This window comes from Sphingopyxis sp. YR583, assembly GCF_900108295.1.
Lineage (GTDB): Bacteria > Pseudomonadota > Alphaproteobacteria > Sphingomonadales > Sphingomonadaceae > Sphingopyxis.
This window is the reverse complement of the sequence record NZ_FNWK01000001.1, coordinates 2560352-2579634: the sequence shown is the minus strand read 5'-3', so window position 1 is coordinate 2579634 and position 19283 is coordinate 2560352. Positions and strand designations below refer to the sequence as shown.

Genomic DNA, 19283 nt, shown 5'->3' with positions numbered 1-19283 from the left:
TCCCATGGGGAAAAAGCAATATCCCGACGCCGCCGCCGCCCTCGAAGGATTGCTCTTTGACGGTATGCAGATTTGCGCAGGCGGATTCGGCCTTTGCGGCATACCCGAACGGCTGATCGATGCGATTCGCGACGCGGGAACCAAGGATCTGACAATCGCGAGCAACAATGCCGGGATCGACGGCGAAGGGCTCGGCAAGCTGCTCCGCACGAAGCAGGTCAAGAAGATGATCAGCAGCTACGTCGGCGAGAACAAGGAGTTCGAGCGGCAGTATCTGGCGGGCGAGCTCGAGGTCGAATTCTGCCCGCAAGGGACCCTCGCCGAACGTTGCCGCGCGGGCGGCGCAGGCATTCCCGGCTTCTATACCAAGACGGGCGTCGGCACGCTGGTTGCTGAGGGCAAGGAAGTGAAGAATTTCGACGGGCAGGATTATATCCTCGAACGCGGCATCTTCGCCGACCTTGCGATCGTCAAGGGGTGGAAGGCCGACGAGAGCGGCAACCTGATTTTCCGCAAGACCGCGCGCAACTTCAACCAGCCGATGGCGACCGCCGCGAAGATCTGCGTCGCCGAGGTCGAGGAAATCGTGCCGACCGGCAGCCTCGATCCCGACAGCATCCACCTGCCCGGCATCTATGTGAAGCGCCTCGTCCTCGGCGCGCCTTACGACAAGAAGATCGAATTCCGCACGACGCGCCCGCGCGAGACCGCGTGATGCGCAGCTTCGCCCTTACCGCCGCGCTGCTCCTTGCCGGGTGCGCGAGCGCGCCGGCAGAGGTGGCGACGGCTCCGGCTCCGCCGCCCGCCCCCCTGCCGGCACCTGCTCCGGCGGAAGCCGCCAAGCCGCCGGTGGCGCTGCAATATCTCTATGGTTCGCCCGAAGCCGCTGTTGCAGTGCGCGCGACCAATGCACGGATCGCCGATTATGGCGTTTGGCGGGTGAAGCTGCGGCCAAAGGATAGCGTCGTTCTTGCTTCCGGCGCGGCGATGGACGCGCCAACGTTCGAGCCGTGCGGCAACAAGCCGTTTGCGGCAGTGTTCGACGCCGACGAGACGTTGATCTGGAACCTCGGGCCGATGCGCTACTTCGCTGAGAAGGGCACCGCCTTCGACGTCAAGGTCTGGGACCAGTGGGAAAAGACCGGCGCGGGCAAAGCCGTCGCGATGCCGGGCACCGTCGAGATGGTGAACGCCCTGCGCGCGGCAGGGATCACCGTGATCGCCAACACCAACCGCAGCGCCGCCAATGCCAAGGGCAGCGAGGATACGCTCCGCGCCGCAGGGCTCGGCGAATTCAAGCATGGCGAGACCTTGTTCCTGATGGGCGACGATGCCAGCGGATCGAGCAAGGACGGGCGCCGCGCCACGATCTCCTCCAAATATTGCGTCATCATCCTTGGCGGCGACCAACTCGGCGACTTCAGCCAGCAGTTCAACGTCAAGGACCTGCCCGCCGCACAGCGCATGGCGCTGGCGACGAGCACCGGCGCCGCCACACTCTGGGACAAGGGCTGGTTCCTGTTCCCCAACCCCGTCTACGGCCCGTGGGAAAAACTGGGCTGGGACGACGCCTTCCCCTCCGACAAGAAATGGGAGCCTAACTGACATGGCCTGGACGCGTGATGACATGGCGGCGCGCGCCGCGAAGGAACTGCAGGACGGCTATTACGTCAACCTCGGCATCGGCATCCCGACTTTGGTCGCGAACCACATTCCTGCGGGGATGACGGTCACGCTGCAGTCGGAAAACGGCATGCTCGGCATCGGCCCCTTCCCCTATGAGGGCGAAGAGGACGCCGACCTGATCAACGCGGGCAAACAGACGATCAGCGAGCTGCCGCAATCGGCCTATTTCAGCTCGGCGGACAGCTTCGCGATGATCCGCGGCGGGCATATCGACCTGACCGTGCTCGGTGCGATGGAGATTGCCGAAAATGGCGACATCGCGAACTGGATGATCCCGGGCAAGATGATCAAGGGCATGGGCGGCGCGATGGACCTCGTCGCCGGCGTGAAGAAGATCATCGTCGTGATGGAACATAATGCCAAGGACGGCAGCCCGAAATTCATTCCGGCGTGCACGCTGCCGCTGACCGGCAAGAATGTCGTCGATATGATCGTCACCGACCTGGCAGTATTCAAGCGCGACGACCATGACAGCCCGTTCAGGCTGATCGAATTGGCGCCGGACGTCACCGCCGAGGAAGTCGCCGAAAAAACGACAGCGCATTATATTGCATAATGTCGCGGCCAATCCCGGCACCGCCTGGCTGATTGTCGGCGGGTGGCTGTCGGTTCTGGCCGCGCTGCTGCATATCGCCTGCATCTTCGGCGGCCCCGACTGGTATCGGTTTTTCGGCGCGGGCGAAGGCATGGCACGCGCGGCGGCGCGCGGCGACCTGCGACCCACGCTGATTACACTCGCGATCGGCGCGGTTCTGATGGTCTGGGCCGCTTATGCCTTTTCGGGCGCCGGTTCGATCCCGCGCCTGCCGCTGCTGCGGACGGGGCTGGTCGTCATCTCCGCCATCTATCTGCTTCGCGGGCTCATTTTCGTGCCGCTCCATATCTGGCGCCCGCAACATAGCGACAGTTTTGCGATATGGTCTTCGCTGATCGTCCTTGTCTATGGCGCGGCTTACGCCGCCGGGACGTTCAAAGCGTGGCGCCATCTTGCGCCCTGAGGGGTGACGACAGAGGAAGTCGCGGCTAAGACGGCGGCCAATCATGAGGTCGCAGTTTAAAAAGAAATCGAAAAAGCCAGTGTTCACCTATCTCGTCGCGATCATCGCGCTGGGGTTGGCAGGCTGGTTCGGTGTTCACGCGCTTGGCGGAAAGCACCCGCTTGCGAGCGTCGCAATCCCCATCAAGGCACCCGAAAACCTGCCCGACACGCCCGACGAATGGCGCGGCCGCATCGACTATCGCGCGCTCGACCGGCAACTCGCCGAGCTGTCGCAGCGGCCAGAGATGGCCGGGCTGGCGGTGGCGGTGGTCGAAGACGGCAAGCTCAGCTTTGTGCGTACCTATGGGGTCGCCGACAAGTCGACCGGGGCGCGCGTGACGCCGCAAACGCTGTTCCGCTGGGCCTCGGTTTCCAAAACCGCGACGGGCGTGCTCGCGGCCGCACTGGCGACGGACGGCACGATCGATCTCGACCGTCCGGTCGCCGCTCTCGGCACGTCGCTACGCTTGCCGGGGGGCGCCGAGGCGCGGGTCACGCTGGACCAGCTACTCGCCCAACGTTCGGGCCTCACCAAAAACGCCTATGACGAAAAGCTGGAGGAAGGGCAGGATCCCGCCGCGCTGCGCGCCAGCCTCGCCGGCGCGCCGCTGCAATGCGACCCCGGAACCTGTCACACCTACCAGAATGTCGCCTTCGACGCCGCGAGCGAAATATTGGCGCGCGCGGCTAACGAGCCGTTCGGCGACGCGGTCGAGGACCGGTTTTTCCGCCCGCTCGGCATGGTGAGCGCGGGCTACGGCCGCGATCGGCTGACGAGCGCCAAGGATTGGGCGAAGCCGCATCGCGGTGCGCAGATCCGTCCGATCAAGGAGGCCTATTGGCGTGTTCCCGCTGCCGCAGGCGTCGAAAGCGATATCGTCGATTTCGCGACATGGATGCAGGCGATGATGGGGAAGCGCCCCGATGTGCTACCGGGTCCGGTGCTACAGCTTGCCCATCGTCCGCGCGTCGGCACCGGGCGGCTGTATGGCGGCCCCTTGCGCGCTGCCATGGGCGACGCGTCATACGGCCTTGGCTGGCGGAGCTTCACCTATGGCGGCAGCAGGCTCGAAGGGCATTCGGGTGCGGTCGAGGGCTATCGCGCGACGATGATTTTTGAACCGTCGACGCAAACCGGCGTGGTCGCACTATGGAACAGCGATTGGGGATTTCCGTTCCGCATCCCGTTCACGGTGATCGACAGCTATCACCGGCGCGCCGATGCGGGCTGGCTCGACCTCAGCGAATTGCCCCCGCCGGCCGCCGGCGCCACCAAGCCCAAACCGGTCGCCGCAAATCCGAAAGGCTAACCGCCTTTCCCCCTGTCCGCGGCCTGTGTATGAAGCGCCCGGACGAGATCGGGAGGAGATTGATCGATGCGCGTACTGCTGACCGGATCGTCGGGTTGGCTGGGGCGCTATCTGGCTCCGCTGCTCACCCAAAAGGGGCATGAGGTCACCGGACTCGACGTTGTGCCGGGAGCACACACACAGGTGATCGGCACGGTTGCCGACCGTCCATTGATCGACCAAACGATGGGCGAGCACGGGATCGAAGCCATCATCCACGGCGGCGCGCTGCACAAGCCCGACATCATACGTTATCCGCGGCAGGCATTTGTCGATGTCAATGTGACGGGGACGCTGAACCTGATCGAAGCGGCGGTCGCCGCGGGCAATGACCGCTTTCTCTTCACCTCGACAACGTCGCTGATGATCCGCAGCGACGTGCGCGCGGGCGCGGGCAAGGCTGGCGCATGGTGGATGGATGAGGATTTCGGTCCGATCGAGCCGCGCAATATTTACGGCATCACCAAGCTGGCGGCCGAGCAGGCCGTGAAACTGGTCCATCGCGAACATGGCATCAACGTCGCGATCCTGCGTACCGGCCGCTTCTTTCCCGAGGACGACGATACGCATGCCGTGCCGAACGGCCCAAACCTGAAAGCAAACGAATTGCTCAATCGCCGCCTGACGGTCGAAGATGCTGCCGCGGCGCATCTCGCGGCGCTCGAGGCGGCACCGCAGATCGGCTGCGACACCTTCATCCTTTCGGCGCCGCCGTCCTTCACGCGCGACGACGCCGAAGAACTGGCCAGCGACGCACGCGCGGTGATCGCGCGCCTCCATCCCGACGCGGCCGGACTCTATGCTGCCAACGGCTGGGTGCTGCCCGAGACGATCGACCGCGTCTACGACCCGTCGCGTGCCGAGCGCCGGTTCGGCTGGCGCGCGAAGAGCGACTTCGGCAGCGTGCTCACGGCGCTCCGCGACGGTACCGGCCTGCCTTTCGCGCACGACCCCGATTACACCTCCCCCATCATCGCACAGGAGCGCGAAGCATGTATGTGCTGATCACCGCCAACCGCAATTATTCGAGCTGGTCGCTGCGGCCGTGGATGCTGATGCGTGCGCTGGGGATCGCGTTCGAGGACCAGATCGAGCCCTTCACCAACCCGATCAACTATGACGAGTTTCGCAGTTTCTCACCGACCGGACAGGTGCCCGCGCTGCTCGATGAAGGGCGGACTGTTTATGATTCGCTCGGCATAACGCTCTATCTTGCCGACCGGCACGAGGGCGTCTGGCCGACAGACCCAGATGCGCGCACTTGGGCGCAATGCGCGGCCGCCGAAATGCACAGCGGTTTTTCAGCGCTGCGCAACGACTGCACGATGAACGTCGGCGTGCGCGTGACACCGAAACCGCCATCGGGTGCGCTACGGCTCGACGTCGCGCGGATCCGCGAGTTGTTCGCCGAAGGCCTGTCACGCTTCGGCGGCCCTTTCCTTGCGGGCGACCGCTTCACCGCGGTCGACGCCTTCTTCGCCCCCGTCGCTTTCCGCATCCGCACCTATGGTCTCGACGTTGGAGTCGGACAGGCGTGGGTCGACCATATGCTCGCGCAGCCCGCGATGCAGGATTGGGAACGGCAGGCGCTCGCCGAAAGCTGGCGCGAGGAGAGCCATGAAGCCGAATTGAAGGCGGCCGGCGCGATCACCGCCGACTATCGCACCGCCTGATCGGCAAGCGCCTCGCGCACCACAGCGATTCCGGCGTCGCGCTGCGCCCTCAGTTCCGCCTTCAGTTTCGCCGGATCGCGCGCGAGGACAAACCCGAAGCTGACACCGCCTTCCTTGCCGATCGTCGCATGGTGGAGCTTGTGCGCCTGCACCAGCCGCTTTGCATAGCCGCGCCGCGGCACCCAGCGAAAATAGCGCTGGTGGACCAGCCCGTCGTGTACGAGCGTGTAGATGATGCCGTAGAAGAGGATACCAAGCCCGATCCATGTCCCCGGCTCCCAGGCATCCATGCCCATGATCATCGGGCTGCCGACCGCGAACATCGAAATGCTCATCGCCGCACCGACGAGACCGAACAGATCGTTCTTTTCCAACATCTTGTCATGCGGCTCGTGATGGTCGCGGTGCCACGCCCAGCCAAAGCCGTGCATGATATATTTGTGGCTCGCCCAAGCGACGCATTCCATCGCCACGACGGTGGCAAGGATCAGAGCAATGATGGCGAGCGTCGACATGGACGCATTATAGGCCCGTTGCTGAAGCGAGGCCACCTAGATCCGGGATGGCAAAGAGGTGAGAGATGGGAGAGACCTCGCGACCGAAAATTGCGTTTTCGATCGCCACTCGCTTGCATTGTTGTTCCACAAGCGTAAGTGAACCCGCATGACTCGGCCCCGCACCCTTTATGAGAAAATATGGGACGCGCATGTCGTCGAACAGCGCCCCGATGGCACCGCCTTGATCTTCATCGACCGTCACCTCGTCCATGAAGTCACCAGCCCGCAGGCGTTTGCGGGGCTTCGCGCGACCGGCCGCACGGTACGCCGTCCCGACCTGACGCTCGCGGTGCCCGATCACAATGTACCGACCACGGCTCGGCTCGATGCGAACGGCAACAAGCTGCCGATCGCCGACCCCGAAAGCGCGGCGCAGCTCGCGGCGCTCGAAAAGAACGCCCCCGAATTCGGCATCCGCTACATCGACGCGGTCGCACCCGAACAGGGCATCGTCCATGTCGTCGGTCCCGAGCAGGGCTTTTCGCTGCCCGGCACGACGATCGTCTGCGGTGACAGCCACACCGCGTGCCACGGTGGCATCGGCGCGCTCGCCTTCGGCATCGGGACGAGCGAGGTCGAACATGTGCTCGCGACGCAGACCCTGCTGCTCCAGCCGTCGAAAACGATGGAAGTGCGCGTCGAGGGCGAAGTCGGCCCCGGCATCAGCGCGAAGGACATCATCCTCCACATCACCGGCGTCATCGGCGCCGCGGGCGGCACCGGCCATGTCATCGAATATACCGGCAGCGCGATCCGCGCGCTGTCGATCGAGGGCCGCCTGACCGTCAGCAACATGGCGATCGAGGGCGGCGCGCGCGCGGGCCTGATCGCGCCCGATGAGACGACCTTCGCCTATATCAAGGGCCGTCCTTATGCACCGAAGGGCGCCGACTGGGACGCTGCGGTGGTTTACTGGACAAGCCTCGCGACCGATCCCGGCGCGACCTATGACAAGACCGTCATCATCGACGCGGCCGACATCGCGCCGAGCGTCACCTGGGGCACCAGCCCCGAGGATGTCGTGCCGATCACCGGGGTGGTCCCTGCCCCCGACAGCTTCGCCGATCCGTCGAAGCAGACCGCGGCCGCCAAATCGCTGGCGTATATGGGTCTCGAACCGGGCACGCGGATGCAGGACGTGCCAATCGAGAATATCTTCATCGGCAGTTGCACCAACAGCCGCATCGAGGATCTGCGTGCCGCCGCTGCGGTGATCAAGGGGCGCCACAAGGCCGACAATGTCCGCTGGGCGATCGTCGTCCCGGGATCGGGACTCGTGAAGGCGCAGGCCGAGGCCGAGGGTCTCGACCGCATCTTCACCGACGCGGGGCTTGAGTGGCGCGAGCCCGGCTGCTCGGCATGCCTTGCAATGAACCCCGACAAGGTGCCCGCAGGCGAACGCTGCGCATCGACGAGCAACCGCAATTTCGTCGGGCGTCAGGGCCCCGGCGCACGCACGCACCTCGTCAGCCCCGCGATGGCGGCGGCGGCGGCGGTGACGGGCAAGCTTACAGACGTCAGGGAGCTCATGGCATGACCCCGCTCGACAAGGTCGAAGGCCGCGCGATTCCGTTCGGGCTCAAGAATATCGACACCGACGTCATCATCCCTGCGCACTGGCTGAAGACAACGACGCGCGAGGGCATGGGCCGCGGCGCGTTCGAGGCGATCCGCAAAGACCCCGACAATCTGTTCGACAGCGCCGAATATAAGGGCGCGCCGATCCTGATCGCGGGCGACAATTTCGGTTGCGGGTCGAGCCGCGAGCATGCCGCATGGGCGCTCGGCGACCTTGGCATCCGCGTTGTGATCGCGCCCTCTTATTCGGATATATTCTCGGGCAATGCGGTCAAGAACGGCATCCTGCCCGTTGTCTTGCCGCAGGCGGCGATCGACCGGCTGATGGAGGTCGCGGCGACCGATCCGGTGTTCGTCGACCTCGAGCATCAGACCGTGACGACGCAGTTTCAGGACCGCTTCACCTTCGAGATCGATCCGTTCCGCAAGATGTGCCTGCTCGAGGGGCTCGACGAGATTTCGCTGACCGAAAAGAGCGACGCGGCAATCGGTGCCTACGAACGGCAGCTCGACGCCGATCGGCCGTGGATGCGCCCCGCTGCATAGGGCTTATAGAACACCATAGAGGAGAAGATGATGAAGGCTCTCTTGTCGACCGCAACCGGCGGCCCCGAAACGCTCCAACTGGGCGAGCTGCCGCGTCCGACCGCAGGCAAGGGCCAGATCGTGATCGATGTGAAGGCCTGCGCGGTCAACTTTCCCGACGTGTTGATCATCGAGGATAAATATCAGTTCCGCCCCGAACGCCCGTTCGCGCCGGGCGGTGAAGTCGCTGGGCTCGTTGCCGAAGTTGGCGAAGGTGTCACGGAGTTCAAGGTCGGCGACCGGGTGATTGCGGGCTGCGGCAACGGTGGAATGTCCGAAGCGGTCGCGGTTTCCGTGCACAATGTCTACCACCTTCCCGAAGCGCATGGCTTCGCGGAAGGTGCCTCGTTGCTGATGACCTATGGCACCAGCATCCACGCGCTGGTCGATCGCGGGCATATCGAGGAAGGCGACACCTTGCTCGTCCTCGGCGCCTCGGGCGGTGTCGGCATCGCGGCGGTCGAACTCGGCAAGGCGTTCGGTGCGCGCGTCGTCGCCGGCGTGTCGAGCGAGGAAAAGGGCGAAATCGCCCGTCAGGCGGGTGCAGACGAGGTTGTCGTCTATGGCCGCCAGCCGTTCGACAAGGACCAGTCGAAAGAACTCGCCAACAAGTTCAAGGAAGCCGTCGGTCCCAATGGCGCCAATGTGATCTATGACGCGGTCGGGGGCGATTATGCCGAGCCTGCGCTGCGTTCGATCGCATGGGAAGGCCGCTACCTCGTCGTCGGTTTCCCCGCCGGCATTCCGCGCCTGCCGCTCAACCTGACCTTGCTCAAGAGCTGCGACGTCGCGGGCGTGTTCTGGGGCGCGTTCGTGATGCGCGAACCCGCGCGCAACCGCGCCAATATCGCGCGCCTGTTCCAGCTTTGGGAGCAGGGCAAGATCCAGCCGCGCGTCACCGAAAGTTTCCGCCTGGAGGATGGCGGCAAGGCGATTGCCAAGCTTGGCGACCGGACGGCGGTCGGCAAGCTGGTCATCACCATCTGAAATATCGCCCCGACCCTGCGCTGAGCGGAGCGCTACGCGCGCTCGCCGCGACCGGGCGGGTCGAGGTGCGCGTGACGCCCGGCGCGCGGCGCGAAGACATCCGCGTCGAGAACGGCTCCATACAGGTTCGCGTCACCGCGCCGCCCGCCGACGGCGCCGCGAACGAAGCCGTGCTACGCCTGCTTGCCGCGGCGCTCGGCCGTCCGCCGCGCGATCTGACGCTGCTTCGCGGGGCATCCTCCCGCATCAAATTGATCGGAATTGCGACGAGTCGATAGCGCGGAGTTAACCAATTGGCAGGGGCACGGCGCTATAGATGGAGGCTGGACTAGCTGGGGCCAAGGTGGAGCTATGGCGAAACGCCGACCGAAACGCGAAGAAGGTGACGCGAGTATCGCGAATATTTCGCGTACCCGCCGTGCTCAGCTCGTCGCCGAATTCGAGGGCGAATTGGGCATCGACCACAAGGCGCGCGCCAAGGCGGCCGAGGCCGAACGCCGCTGGATCGCCCGCAAGACCTTCATCGTGTGGACGATCGCCGTGATGTTCTTTGCCATCGCGTGCCAGAAATTGTGGCTCATGGGCCAGGACGTCGACGTGCCCTTTTCCGACATCAACCCCGTACACAGCCTGTTCGGCGAATAACGCGAAGACAAAAAAAGGGGCCGCGATCGCTCGCGACCCCCGCTTGTTCCGCAAAGCCGATCAGTAAACGCGCGCCTTCGGCTTGATATATTCGACATCGTCCGAGAGCGTATATTCGTGGACCGGGCGATAATCGAGGCGAACGCCGCCGCCCTTGCCGCCCCAGCCGTCGAACCATGCGACTGTGTGCTTCATCCACGTCGCATCGTCGCGATTCGGGAAATCCTCGTGCGCGTGGGCGCCGCGGCTTTCCTTGCGGTTGAACGCCGAATGCATCGTCACCGTCGCCTGGCTGATCAGATTGTCGAGCTCGAGCGTTTCGATGAGGTCGGTATTCCAGATCAGGCTGCGGTCGGTGACGTGAACGTCGTTCATCCGCTGATAGGTTTTGGTGAGCTTTTCCCTGCCCTCCGCCATCAGTTCGTCGGTGCGGAACACCGCGGCGTGCTGCGACATGGCGCGCTGCATCTCGGTGCGGATTTCCGCCGTCGGCGAGCCGCCGTTCGCATTGCGGAAATGGTCGAGACGCGCGAGCGCGATGTCGGCGCTGTCCTTGGGCAAGGCGGCCTGCGCGGCGCCGGGCTTGAGGATTTCCTTGAGGCGGTGCCCCGTCGCGCGGCCAAAGACCACGAGATCGATCAGGCTGTTCGAACCGAGGCGGTTCGCGCCATGGACCGACACGCATGCCGCTTCGCCGACCGCGAACAGACCTGGGACGACCGTGTCAGGGCCATCCTTGCCGAGCGTGACGACTTCGCCATGATAGTTACAGGGAATGCCGCCCATATTGTAATGGACCGTCGGCACGACGGGGAGCGGCTGGCGCGTCAGATCGACGCCCGCGAAAATCTTGCCGCTCTCGGTGATCCCCGGCAGGCGCTCGGCGAGCACCGCGGGATCGATATGGTCGAGGTGCAGGTAGATATGGTCGTTGTGCGGACCGACGCCGCGGCCTTCGCGGATTTCGAGTGCCATCGAACGCGAAACAACGTCGCGCGACGCCAGATCCTTTGCCGAGGGGGCGTAGCGTTCCATGAAACGCTCGCCTTCGGAGTTCGTCAGATATCCGCCCTCGCCGCGCGCGCCCTCGGTGATGAGGACGCCGGCGCCGTAGATGCCGGTCGGGTGGAACTGGACGAATTCCATATCCTGAAGCGGCAAGCCGGCGCGCAGCACCATGCCGCCACCGTCGCCGGTGCAGGTGTGCGCCGAGGTCGCGGTGAAATAGCAACGGCCATAGCCGCCGGTCGCGAGCACGACGGCTTGGCTGCGGAAGCGGTGGATGCTGCCATCTTCCATGCACAGTGCGATGACGCCGCGGCATACCTTGCCGTCGGGGCCGTCTTCCATGATCAGGTCGAGCGCGAAATATTCGATGAAGAAGTCCGCGTCATATTTCAGCGACTGCTGATAGAGCGCATGGAGCATCGCGTGGCCGGTGCGGTCCGCCGCGGCGCAGGTGCGCTGCACCGGCGGGCCTTCGCCCATATTCTGCATATGGCCGCCGAACGGGCGCTGATAGATGGTGCCGTCCTGGTTACGCGAAAACGGCACGCCGGCGTGCTCAAGTTCGTAAACCGCATTCGGGGCTTCGCGGACCATATATTCGATCGCGTCCTGGTCGCCGAGCCAGTCGGAGCCCTTGACGGTGTCGTACATGTGCCACTGCCAATGGTCGGGCGAATTGTTGCCGAGCGAGGCGGCAATACCGCCCTGCGCCGCGACGGTGTGGCTGCGCGTCGGGAACACCTTGGTGATGCAGGCGGTCTTCAGTCCCGCTTCGGCGCTGCCCATCGTGGCGCGAAGGCCCGAGCCGCCGGCGCCGACGACGACGGTGTCATAGATATGGTCGATGATCTTGTAGGCGTCGGTCATCTTACATGCCCCCCGGAGCAAGCCCGGCGGCGGGCGCAAGCGCGATGCGGATGATGGCGAAGATGCCGTAAGCGGCGCCGCCGATCGCGTAGAAATTCAAAAGGACGAGCGACAGGATCCTGGTCGCTTCGCCGTGGACATAATCCTCGATCATCACCTGCAGCCCGAGCTTCAGGTGCCAGAAGACGCTGGCGGTCAGCAGGATCAGTGCGAGCGCGACCGTCGGGTTCGACGCCCAGCGCAGCACCGCAGCATGATCGCCGAGCGGCAGACGGAACATCGAGACGACGAACCAGACGACAAGCAGGATATTGGCGAGCGCGGTCAGGCGCTGCTGGATCCAGTGGTGCGAGCCATGGTGCGACGAACCAAGTCCGCGCACGCGGCCGAGACGCGTTCCGTTACCCATTGAGCGCCTCCGCAGTTGCATAGAGCCATACCGCGGCGGTCGCGGTGATCGATCCGATGAAGATCAGCGTCGACCAGAGCTTGTTGGTCTTGAGCTCATAACCCGCGCCGGTGTCGAGCACGAAGTGGCGCAGACCCGAGAAGAGATGCTGAAAAAAGGCCCAGGTCAGCCCGATCAGCACGACCTTGCCAAGGAGATTGGTGATCTGGTGGACGGTGCCGATTTCGGGGCTGGGGTCGTGCCACACGCACGCAATGAACGCCGCATAGGCCTCCGGGCCCGCAGCAAGCGCGCCCAGCCAGCCGAGGAACATCAGGCCGCCGACGATCGCGAGACCATCGCCACTGACGCGGTGGAAGATGGAGACCGCCATTGCGGGGGTCCATTTATACACCTGTAGGTGCGGAGAGCGCGGACGCGCACTCGGTTGATTGCCAGCCATATCAGCCCTGTCCTGACTCTAAACGGTCGATGCGGTGCCGGTAAGCCTTCCCGCCGCGATATGCAATTGCTTAGGAGCGTAGGGGATTAATTCGGGTGATTTCGTGGGGCGCGAGCGATGTCGACCGATAGCTGCCACCATCAAGTTCGTCATCCCGGCGAAGGCCGGGATCTCAACCTCTCGGATTTACACGCCGGCGAGATCCCGGCCTTCGCCGGGATGACAGATGGGGGAACGGCAGTTCTCCACCCCTAAGCAGACGCGTCTCCAAAAAAGGGCGGCACACGGCCGCCCTCTGGAGTCCGGTCATTCCCGGAATGACGCATTGATTTGCCCTACGCTTTCAGCGCGGGGAAATGCGTCACTTGATCTTGCCGCGGTTCGCGTAAAGTAACGCCGCGATCACCGCCGCCGAGCCGATGCCGAGCCCCGCGGCAGCAGCGGTTTTCCAGCCGCGCTTGCCCTTACCCGCGTCCTGATCCGCAGCCTGCGCCGCTTCGGCGGCTTCGCGTTGCTGCTGGCGCTCGCGCGCCGCGCGCAGGACTTCGTTTTCTTCTTCCGGTTCGCCGTCTTGGGGCGGCGGGGGAGGTGCCACTGGGTCGGTCATCGTCTCTCTATGTCCTTTTGTCTTTTGTCAGGCGAGCGCCTGTTCGACAGGCACATAATCGGTTCCGACCGCTTCGGCTACGGCCTCGAACGTCACCTTACCATTCCAAACGTTCAAACCCTGCGCAAGATGCACGTCGCGTTTCAAAGCGTCTTTCCAGCCGAGATCGGCGATACGCAGCGCGTGCGGCAGCGTGACGTTGTTGAGCGCATAGGTGCTGGTGCGCGCGACCGCGCCCGGCATGTTCGCGACCGCATAATGGACGATGCCGTCGACCACATAGGTCGGGTCGGCGTGGGTCGTCGCATGGCTCGTCTCGAAGCAGCCGCCCTGATCGATCGCGACGTCGACGAGTACCGAGCCCGGACGCATCGTGCCGAGCATCTCGCGCGTGACGAGCTTCGGCGCTTCGGCACCCGGGATCAGCACCGCGCCGATCACAAGGTCGGCCTCTGCGACGCACTCGGCGAGGTTGGCGCGGTTCGAGAAGCGCGTCTTGGCGCGCGCTTCGAAGAAGGTGCCGACGCGTTCGAGCACTTCGGGATCGCGGTCGAGGATGGTGACGTCGGCGCCAAGGCCGGCGGCCATCTGCGCGGCGTTGAAGCCGACGACGCCGCCGCCGATCACGCAGACCTTGCCCGGCGCGACGCCGGGGACGCCGCCGAGGAGCACGCCGCGGCCGCCGTGCGCCTTTTCGAGCGCGGTCGCGCCGGCCTGAATCGACATGCGGCCCGCGACCTGGCTCATCGGCTTCAGCAGCGGCAACCCGCCGTGCGGGCTGGTGACGGTTTCATAGGCGATGCAGACCGCGCCCGATGCCATCAGGTCGCGCGTCTGGTCGGGGTCGGGCGCGAGGTGGAGATAGGTGTAGAGGATCTGATCGGGGCGCAGCATCGCGCGCTCGACCGGCTGGGGTTCCTTGACCTTCACGACCATCTCGCAGGTCGCGAAAATCTCTTCGGCGGTCTGGACGATCTCGGCCCCCGCTTCGACATAATAGCGGTCGTGCGCACCGATGCCTTCGCCGGCGCCGGTCTGAACGAGGACGCGGTGGCCGTGGACGACGAGTTCGCGCGCGCTTTCGGGGGTCAGGCCGACGCGATATTCGTGATTCTTGATTTCCTTGGGGGTGCCGATGATCATGGTCGCTCTCCGATTTTGGATGTCGTCGTCGATCGACTGCGGCCGCCGAAAACTTGTCGGCGTTTTTAGCAGAAATGGCTCGCGAGGTGCTTGCATATCCTACGCATATTCGCGACATGTTTGCACGATTTTGGCGTGAAATGGATCGATGACGCACAATGATTGATCGGATCGACGTGAAGTTGCTCGACTTGCTTCAACGCGGCGGCCCGCGGCCCGCGGCGGAGCTGGGCGAAGCGGTCGGGCTGTCGGCGTCGGCATGCCACAGGCGGATACGGGCGCTGGAGGCTGCGGGGATCATCACCGGCTATACCGCGCGGCTGAATCCCGAGAGCATCGGCCTGGGGCTCGACGTGTTCGTCGATATCAGCCTGACGTCGCAGAGCGAGGAGGCGCTGACCGCGTTCGAGAGCGCCGTGAAAAGTTTCGACGAGATTCTCGAATGCCAGCTTTTGTCCGGGGCGTCCGATTACCGGCTGCGCGTCGCAGCGCGCAACGTCGCCGATTTCGACCGGCTGCACCGCCATTGCCTGTCGCGCCTGCCGGGCGTCGCGGCGATGCATAGCGCCTTTGCGTTGCGCACGATCAAGGCGTTCGAGGGTTATCCTGTTTCCTCCCCTTCGACCGGCGCCGAGGGCAAGACGTCGCTGCCGGGTTAAGGTCGCCTTTACCATTTCATCGCATATCCCGTTCACCAGTTTCGCACGATGCATGCGAGCGACAGACTCGCGCCAGTTGGGATGGATCAGGGAAGCCAAGACGATGGTGAAGGAAAATCCGATTCACAAGCAGCAGATCGATCCCGTGCCGATGGCCGATCGCTTCCCCTATTATGATCTCGACGGGGGCCTTGCCGCCAATGCCGCCGAGATCCACGCGATCATCGCCGGACGCGAGGATGCGGTCGCACGGGCCTATTGGGACGCATTCAATGCGCTGCCCGGCGTCGATCGCAAGGTCGAGGGCGAGCTTCTCGATTCCTATATCCGCGGCAGCGCGCGTCACACCTTCACCAAATATGCCGATGCCGCCGGGCAGGAGGTCGCGACGATCGCGTGCCAGAACGCCCATATGGCGCGGCGCGTGAAGCTCCCCCTTGCTTCGGTGATGTCGTGCATCGCCGAAAGCCAGCGGCTGACGATCGAATATGTCGTCGAGGCCTGCTTCGGCGACGCCGAACGGCTGGCGCGGCTGACGAGCGCGGTGAACCGCCTCGCCCTGCTCGAATTCGATATCATGCAGCGCTATGCCAACAAGCTGGATCGCGCGGTGTTTTCGAGCGAGCGACAGGCGCTCGCTGGCGATTTCGACCGCTCGATCGCCTCGCTGGTGCAGGACACCGACGGCGTGCGCGATCAGCTCGCACGGCAGGCAGCCTCTGCCGATCAGGCGGCGAAAGGCATGATCGCGAAGACGAGCGAAGTCGCCGCGGCCTCCGAACAATCGGCGATGGCGATGCGCGAAGCGGCGTCGACCGCCGCCGGCCTGATCCGCGCGATCGAGGATGCACGCAGCGAAGTCGAGGCTTCGGCCAGCGTCGCGACGCGTGCGTCCGAGCAGGCGGGCGAAGCGGTCGCCATGTCCGAAACGCTGTCACACCACGCCGAATCGATCGAATCCATCCTCGGCCTGATCCGCGAGATTGCGGGCCAGACCAACCTCCTTGCCCTCAACGCCACGATCGAAGCGGCGCGCGCGGGCGAATCGGGCCGCGGCTTTGCCGTCGTCGCGCAGGAGGTAAAGAGCCTCGCCAACGAAACGGCACGCGCGACCGACGATATCGCGGGCAAGATAACCGCGATCCAGCAGGCGACGCGCGGGTCGGTTTCGGCCAACCAGTCGATCCGGCAGACGATCGTCGAAGTGCAGCATTCGGCGCAGCGCATTCGCGACGCGATGGACGCGCAGGCACAGACGGTCACATCGATTACCGCTGCGGTCGACGAAACCGCGCTTGCCGCCGACAGCATGTCGTCGACGATCGCGAGCATCCGCAACGATTCGGGGATGGTCGCGAACGAGATCAGCGTGCTGAGCGACGAATTCGCCAAGATGGGCGGCCGCCTGCAGCAGCTCGAACGGGCCGCGAGCGAATTCAGCCGCCGCGTGGCGTAAGAGAGCCGCCTCACCCGCTTGGCAAGCCCCGCGCCGCTGCTTAAGGCGGGCGCATGACGACGCATATCCTGATTACCGGCGCGAGCCGCGGCATTGGCGCCGCAATCGCCGAAGCGCTGACCACCGACGCGACCAAGGTCGTCGCCTTGTCGAGCGGCGATGGCGACCTGTCCGACCCCGCGGTGCCCGACCGGCTGTGGCAGACGAGCCTCGACCGGCTGGACGGACGCATCGATGTGCTCGTGAACAATGCCGGGGTGTTCGAGGCCAACCCCCTCGACAGCGATGACGCCGACTGGCTCGCGAACTGGAGCCGCACGATGCAGGTCAATCTGACCGCAAGCGCGCAGCTATGCCGTCATGCAGTGCTGCACTGGCAGGACGCCGGCATCCCTGGCCGCATCGTCAATATCGCCAGCCGCGCCGCCTATCGCGGCGACAGCCCCGCGCACTGGCACTATGCCGCGTCGAAATCGGGTATGGTCGCGATGACCAAGACGATCGCGCGCGCCTATGCAAAGGACGGAATCCTCGCTTTCGCCATCTGTCCTGGCTTTACGATGACAGGCATGGCCGAGGACTATCTGGCGAGCCGCGGCGGCGACAAATTGCTCGCCGACATCCCGCTCGGCCGTGTCGCCATGCCGGACGAAGTCGGCGAAATGGCGCGGTGGTGCGCACTCGACGCCCCCGCATCGATGACCGGCGCTGTGCTCGACGTCAACGGCGCAAGCTACGTCCGTTAAGCGATGAGCTGGATCGTCTCCCTACCCTGCACGCGCGCCGAGGCCGAAGCCCTGTCGGGCGAAATTCCCGAACTCGACGCGATGCCCGAAGCGCCGGTCGTGGTGACGCGCGAGATCGACGAGGATGCGGGGCTGTGGCAGCTCGACGCCTATATGGACGACAGGCCCGGCGCGGCGCTGCTCAAACTGCTCCAGTCGTTCGCGCCGAGCGCGAAAGGCAAGAAGCCGCTCGTCGAGGAGTTGCCCGAAGAAGATTGGGTGACGCTGTCGCAGCAGGGGCTCGAACCGGTGCAGGCCGGACGATTTTTCGTCCATACAAGAAGCCATGCCGACCGTGTCCCCCCCGGCACGACATCATTCCTGATCGATGCGAGCCAGGCGTTCGGAACCGGCGGGCACGACACGACAGCGGGATGCCTGGCGATGCTCGACCGGCTGGCGCGCCAAGGAGCAAGCCCGCGCAACATCGCCGACATCGGCACCGGCACCGGGCTGCTCGCCTTTGCCGCCATGTCACTGTGGCCGCGCGCGAAGACGATCGCGTCGGATATCGACCCCGCGAGCATCTTCGTGACACGCGACAATGCCGCGATCAACAACGTCTCGCTCGGCCGTGGGGGCGGGCGGTTGGCGCTCGCGATTGCGCCGGGGACCGACCATCCGGCGATCCGCCACCGCGCGCCTTATGACCTCGTCATCGCGAACATATTGGCGGGGCCGCTGATCACGCTGGCACCCGATATTGCCGCCGCGACTGCGCCCGGCGGGCATGCGATCCTTGCAGGCCTGATTGCACGCCAAATGGAACCGGTGCTCGCCGCCTATCGCGCGCAGGGTTTTCGCCTTGCCGCGCGCGGCGGCAGCGCCGAATGGCCGTGCCTGTTGCTGATCAAACGCCGCCGCTATGGCTGGCGCCGCAAGGAACGCGCGTTCCACCGCGCCAGCCCGTCAGACGCCAGTTTCGGGAGCTGGTAGGCTTAAGCTTTCGCCGTCGCATAATCCTGTGTACCGCGCGTGATCACTTCATCCTCCGGCAGGAAATCGGCGATCGGGATCGGCGGCAGCGCGGCGTTTTTCGCGTAGAGCGGCGCGAAATCGGTGTTCACCGTCGTGTCGAGCAGCTGGTCGAGGCTGTCGATGACGAAATAATTCTGCTGGAAATCGTCGATCCGGTAGTCGGTGCGCATCACCCGCCCAAGATCGAAGCCGATGCGGTTCGGACTGTCCGAATCGAGCGCGAAGACGCTTTCGGCGAAGGAGGAGACGATCCCCGCGCCATAGATGCGCAGCCCGCCCGCTTCACGGATCAGGCCGAATTCGACCGTATACCAGTAAAGGCGCGCAAGCTGCTTCAGCGCGTCGAATTTCAGGCTTCGCAGGCCACCCTCGCCGTACGCGACCATATAGTCCGCGAACACCGGGTCGGCGAGCATCGGGACATGGCCGAAGACGTCGTGGAAGACGTCGGGTTCTTGCAGATAGTCGAGCTGTTCGGGCGTGCGGATGAAATTGCCCGCGGGAAAACGGCGGTTCGCCAGATGATCGAAAAACACATCGTCGGGGACGAGCCCCGGAACGGCGATCACCTGCCACCCCGTAGCGGCCATCAACCGCGCGTTGAGTTCGCGATAATCGGGGATGCCCGGCTTTTCGAGGCGCAGCACGTCGATCCCGCGCAGGAACGCGTCGGCGGCACGGCCGGGCAGCATATCCGACTGGCGCGCGAAAAGGCGATCCCACATCGCATGTTCGTCGGCGGTGAAGGCGTCCCAATTCTGCGAAATTGTCCAATCGGCCGCGGCACCCGGCGGCGGCGTGTCATGGACGTGGGTAAACTGGCTTTCCAT

23 protein-coding genes are annotated in these 19283 nt (G+C 64.7%); 16 read left to right on the top strand and 7 right to left on the bottom strand.

Annotated features, from left to right (window positions below; translation table 11 throughout):
* Positions 1-4: 4 nt before the first annotated feature.
* The 7 genes from BLW56_RS11895 to BLW56_RS11865 all read left to right on the top strand — a co-directional run bounded on the left by BLW56_RS11895 (position 5) and on the right by BLW56_RS11865 (position 5747).
* Complete coding sequence (locus tag BLW56_RS11895) at positions 5-715, top strand: CoA transferase subunit A (protein ID WP_093510676.1); 711 nt, start codon at positions 5-7, stop codon at positions 713-715.
* Positions 715-1605 (top strand): HAD family acid phosphatase, encoded by an 891-nt coding sequence (locus BLW56_RS11890; protein ID WP_093510675.1) that lies wholly within the window; start codon positions 715-717, stop codon positions 1603-1605. The genes BLW56_RS11895 and BLW56_RS11890 overlap by 1 nt, the downstream gene beginning before the upstream one ends.
* Before the next feature lies 1 nt (position 1606).
* On the top strand, positions 1607-2242 hold the full coding sequence (locus BLW56_RS11885; protein ID WP_093510674.1) for a CoA transferase subunit B: 636 nt from the start codon (positions 1607-1609) through the stop codon (positions 2240-2242).
* Positions 2235-2684: a hypothetical protein gene (locus tag BLW56_RS11880; protein WP_093510673.1), complete on the top strand. Its 450-nt coding sequence runs from the start codon at positions 2235-2237 to the stop codon at positions 2682-2684. Before BLW56_RS11885 ends, BLW56_RS11880 begins: the two co-directional genes overlap by 8 nt.
* A 43-nt stretch (positions 2685-2727) precedes the next feature.
* Positions 2728-4035, top strand: a complete 1308-nt coding sequence (locus BLW56_RS11875) for a serine hydrolase domain-containing protein (protein WP_093510672.1) — start codon at positions 2728-2730, stop codon at positions 4033-4035.
* A 66-nt stretch (positions 4036-4101) separates the two neighbouring features.
* Positions 4102-5079: an NAD-dependent epimerase/dehydratase family protein gene (locus tag BLW56_RS11870; RefSeq protein ID WP_093510671.1), complete on the top strand. Its 978-nt coding sequence runs from the start codon at positions 4102-4104 to the stop codon at positions 5077-5079.
* On the top strand, positions 5067-5747 hold the full coding sequence (locus BLW56_RS11865; RefSeq protein WP_093510670.1) for a glutathione S-transferase family protein: 681 nt from the start codon (positions 5067-5069) through the stop codon (positions 5745-5747). Before BLW56_RS11870 ends, BLW56_RS11865 begins: the two co-directional genes overlap by 13 nt.
* Here the strand turns inward: BLW56_RS11865 and BLW56_RS11860 are convergent.
* Positions 5732-6262: a sterol desaturase family protein gene (locus tag BLW56_RS11860; protein ID WP_093510669.1), complete on the bottom strand. Its 531-nt coding sequence runs from the start codon at positions 6260-6262 to the stop codon at positions 5732-5734. The genes BLW56_RS11865 and BLW56_RS11860 overlap by 16 nt on opposite strands.
* Positions 6263-6410: 148 nt before the next feature.
* Here BLW56_RS11860 and leuC point away from each other — a divergent pair, with 148 nt between their 5' ends.
* The 5 genes from leuC to BLW56_RS11835 all read left to right on the top strand — a co-directional run bounded on the left by leuC (position 6411) and on the right by BLW56_RS11835 (position 10099).
* Positions 6411-7841 carry a 3-isopropylmalate dehydratase large subunit gene (gene leuC, locus BLW56_RS11855; protein WP_093510668.1) on the top strand — a complete coding sequence of 477 codons (1431 nt, stop codon included), beginning with the start codon at positions 6411-6413 and terminating at the stop codon, positions 7839-7841.
* Positions 7838-8428, top strand: coding sequence for a 3-isopropylmalate dehydratase small subunit (gene leuD / locus BLW56_RS11850; RefSeq protein WP_093510667.1), 591 nt, complete (start codon positions 7838-7840; stop codon positions 8426-8428). The genes leuC and leuD overlap by 4 nt, the downstream gene beginning before the upstream one ends.
* Positions 8429-8458: 30 nt before the next feature.
* The gene (locus BLW56_RS11845) at positions 8459-9454 is read left to right on the top strand and encodes an NADPH:quinone oxidoreductase family protein (protein WP_093510666.1); all 996 of its coding nucleotides are present in this window, start codon (positions 8459-8461) and stop codon (positions 9452-9454) included.
* A 65-nt stretch (positions 9455-9519) separates the two neighbouring features.
* Positions 9520-9732 (top strand): DUF167 domain-containing protein, encoded by a 213-nt coding sequence (locus BLW56_RS11840; RefSeq protein WP_371262227.1) that lies wholly within the window; start codon positions 9520-9522, stop codon positions 9730-9732.
* 73 nt (positions 9733-9805) lie between these two features.
* On the top strand, positions 9806-10099 hold the full coding sequence (locus BLW56_RS11835; RefSeq protein ID WP_093510665.1) for a hypothetical protein: 294 nt from the start codon (positions 9806-9808) through the stop codon (positions 10097-10099).
* Positions 10100-10159: 60 nt separating this feature from the next.
* On the opposite strand, the gene sdhA is transcribed toward BLW56_RS11835, so the two are convergent.
* The 5 genes from sdhA to ald all read right to left on the bottom strand — a co-directional run bounded on the left by sdhA (position 10160) and on the right by ald (position 14575).
* Positions 10160-11974, bottom strand: a complete 1815-nt coding sequence (sdhA, locus tag BLW56_RS11830; RefSeq protein WP_093510664.1) for a succinate dehydrogenase flavoprotein subunit — start codon at positions 11972-11974, stop codon at positions 10160-10162.
* A gap of 1 nt (position 11975) precedes the next feature.
* Positions 11976-12383 (bottom strand): succinate dehydrogenase, hydrophobic membrane anchor protein, encoded by a 408-nt coding sequence (gene sdhD / locus BLW56_RS11825; RefSeq protein ID WP_093510663.1) that lies wholly within the window; start codon positions 12381-12383, stop codon positions 11976-11978.
* Entirely contained in the window at positions 12376-12825 is a 450-nt protein-coding gene (sdhC, locus tag BLW56_RS11820) for a succinate dehydrogenase, cytochrome b556 subunit (protein ID WP_093510662.1), read from the bottom strand. Before sdhC ends, sdhD begins: the two co-directional genes overlap by 8 nt.
* Before the next feature lie 361 nt (positions 12826-13186).
* Positions 13187-13432, bottom strand: a complete 246-nt coding sequence (locus tag BLW56_RS11815; protein ID WP_093510661.1) for a hypothetical protein — start codon at positions 13430-13432, stop codon at positions 13187-13189.
* 27 nt (positions 13433-13459) lie between these two features.
* Positions 13460-14575, bottom strand: coding sequence for an alanine dehydrogenase (gene ald, locus BLW56_RS11810; protein WP_093510660.1), 1116 nt, complete (start codon positions 14573-14575; stop codon positions 13460-13462).
* Between the two features lie 158 nt (positions 14576-14733).
* On the opposite strand from ald, the gene BLW56_RS11805 reads away from it, so the two are divergent.
* Genes BLW56_RS11805 through BLW56_RS11790 form a run of 4 tightly spaced genes read left to right on the top strand, consistent with a single transcriptional unit; the run spans position 14734 to position 18411 of the window.
* Positions 14734-15234 carry an Lrp/AsnC family transcriptional regulator gene (locus tag BLW56_RS11805; RefSeq protein ID WP_177175924.1) on the top strand — a complete coding sequence of 167 codons (501 nt, stop codon included), beginning with the start codon at positions 14734-14736 and terminating at the stop codon, positions 15232-15234.
* Positions 15235-15286: 52 nt separating this feature from the next.
* Positions 15287-16690 carry a methyl-accepting chemotaxis protein gene (locus tag BLW56_RS11800; RefSeq protein WP_371262226.1) on the top strand — a complete coding sequence of 468 codons (1404 nt, stop codon included), beginning with the start codon at positions 15287-15289 and terminating at the stop codon, positions 16688-16690.
* 53 nt (positions 16691-16743) lie between these two features.
* Entirely contained in the window at positions 16744-17436 is a 693-nt protein-coding gene (locus BLW56_RS11795; protein WP_093510659.1) for an SDR family NAD(P)-dependent oxidoreductase, read from the top strand.
* A 3-nt stretch (positions 17437-17439) separates the two neighbouring features.
* Positions 17440-18411, top strand: a complete 972-nt coding sequence (locus BLW56_RS11790) for a 50S ribosomal protein L11 methyltransferase (protein ID WP_093510658.1) — start codon at positions 17440-17442, stop codon at positions 18409-18411.
* Positions 18412-18413: 2 nt separating this feature from the next.
* Here BLW56_RS11790 and phhA read toward each other — a convergent pair whose 3' ends face one another.
* Positions 18414-19283 carry a phenylalanine 4-monooxygenase gene (gene phhA, locus BLW56_RS11785; RefSeq protein ID WP_093510657.1) on the bottom strand — a complete coding sequence of 290 codons (870 nt, stop codon included), beginning with the start codon at positions 19281-19283 and terminating at the stop codon, positions 18414-18416.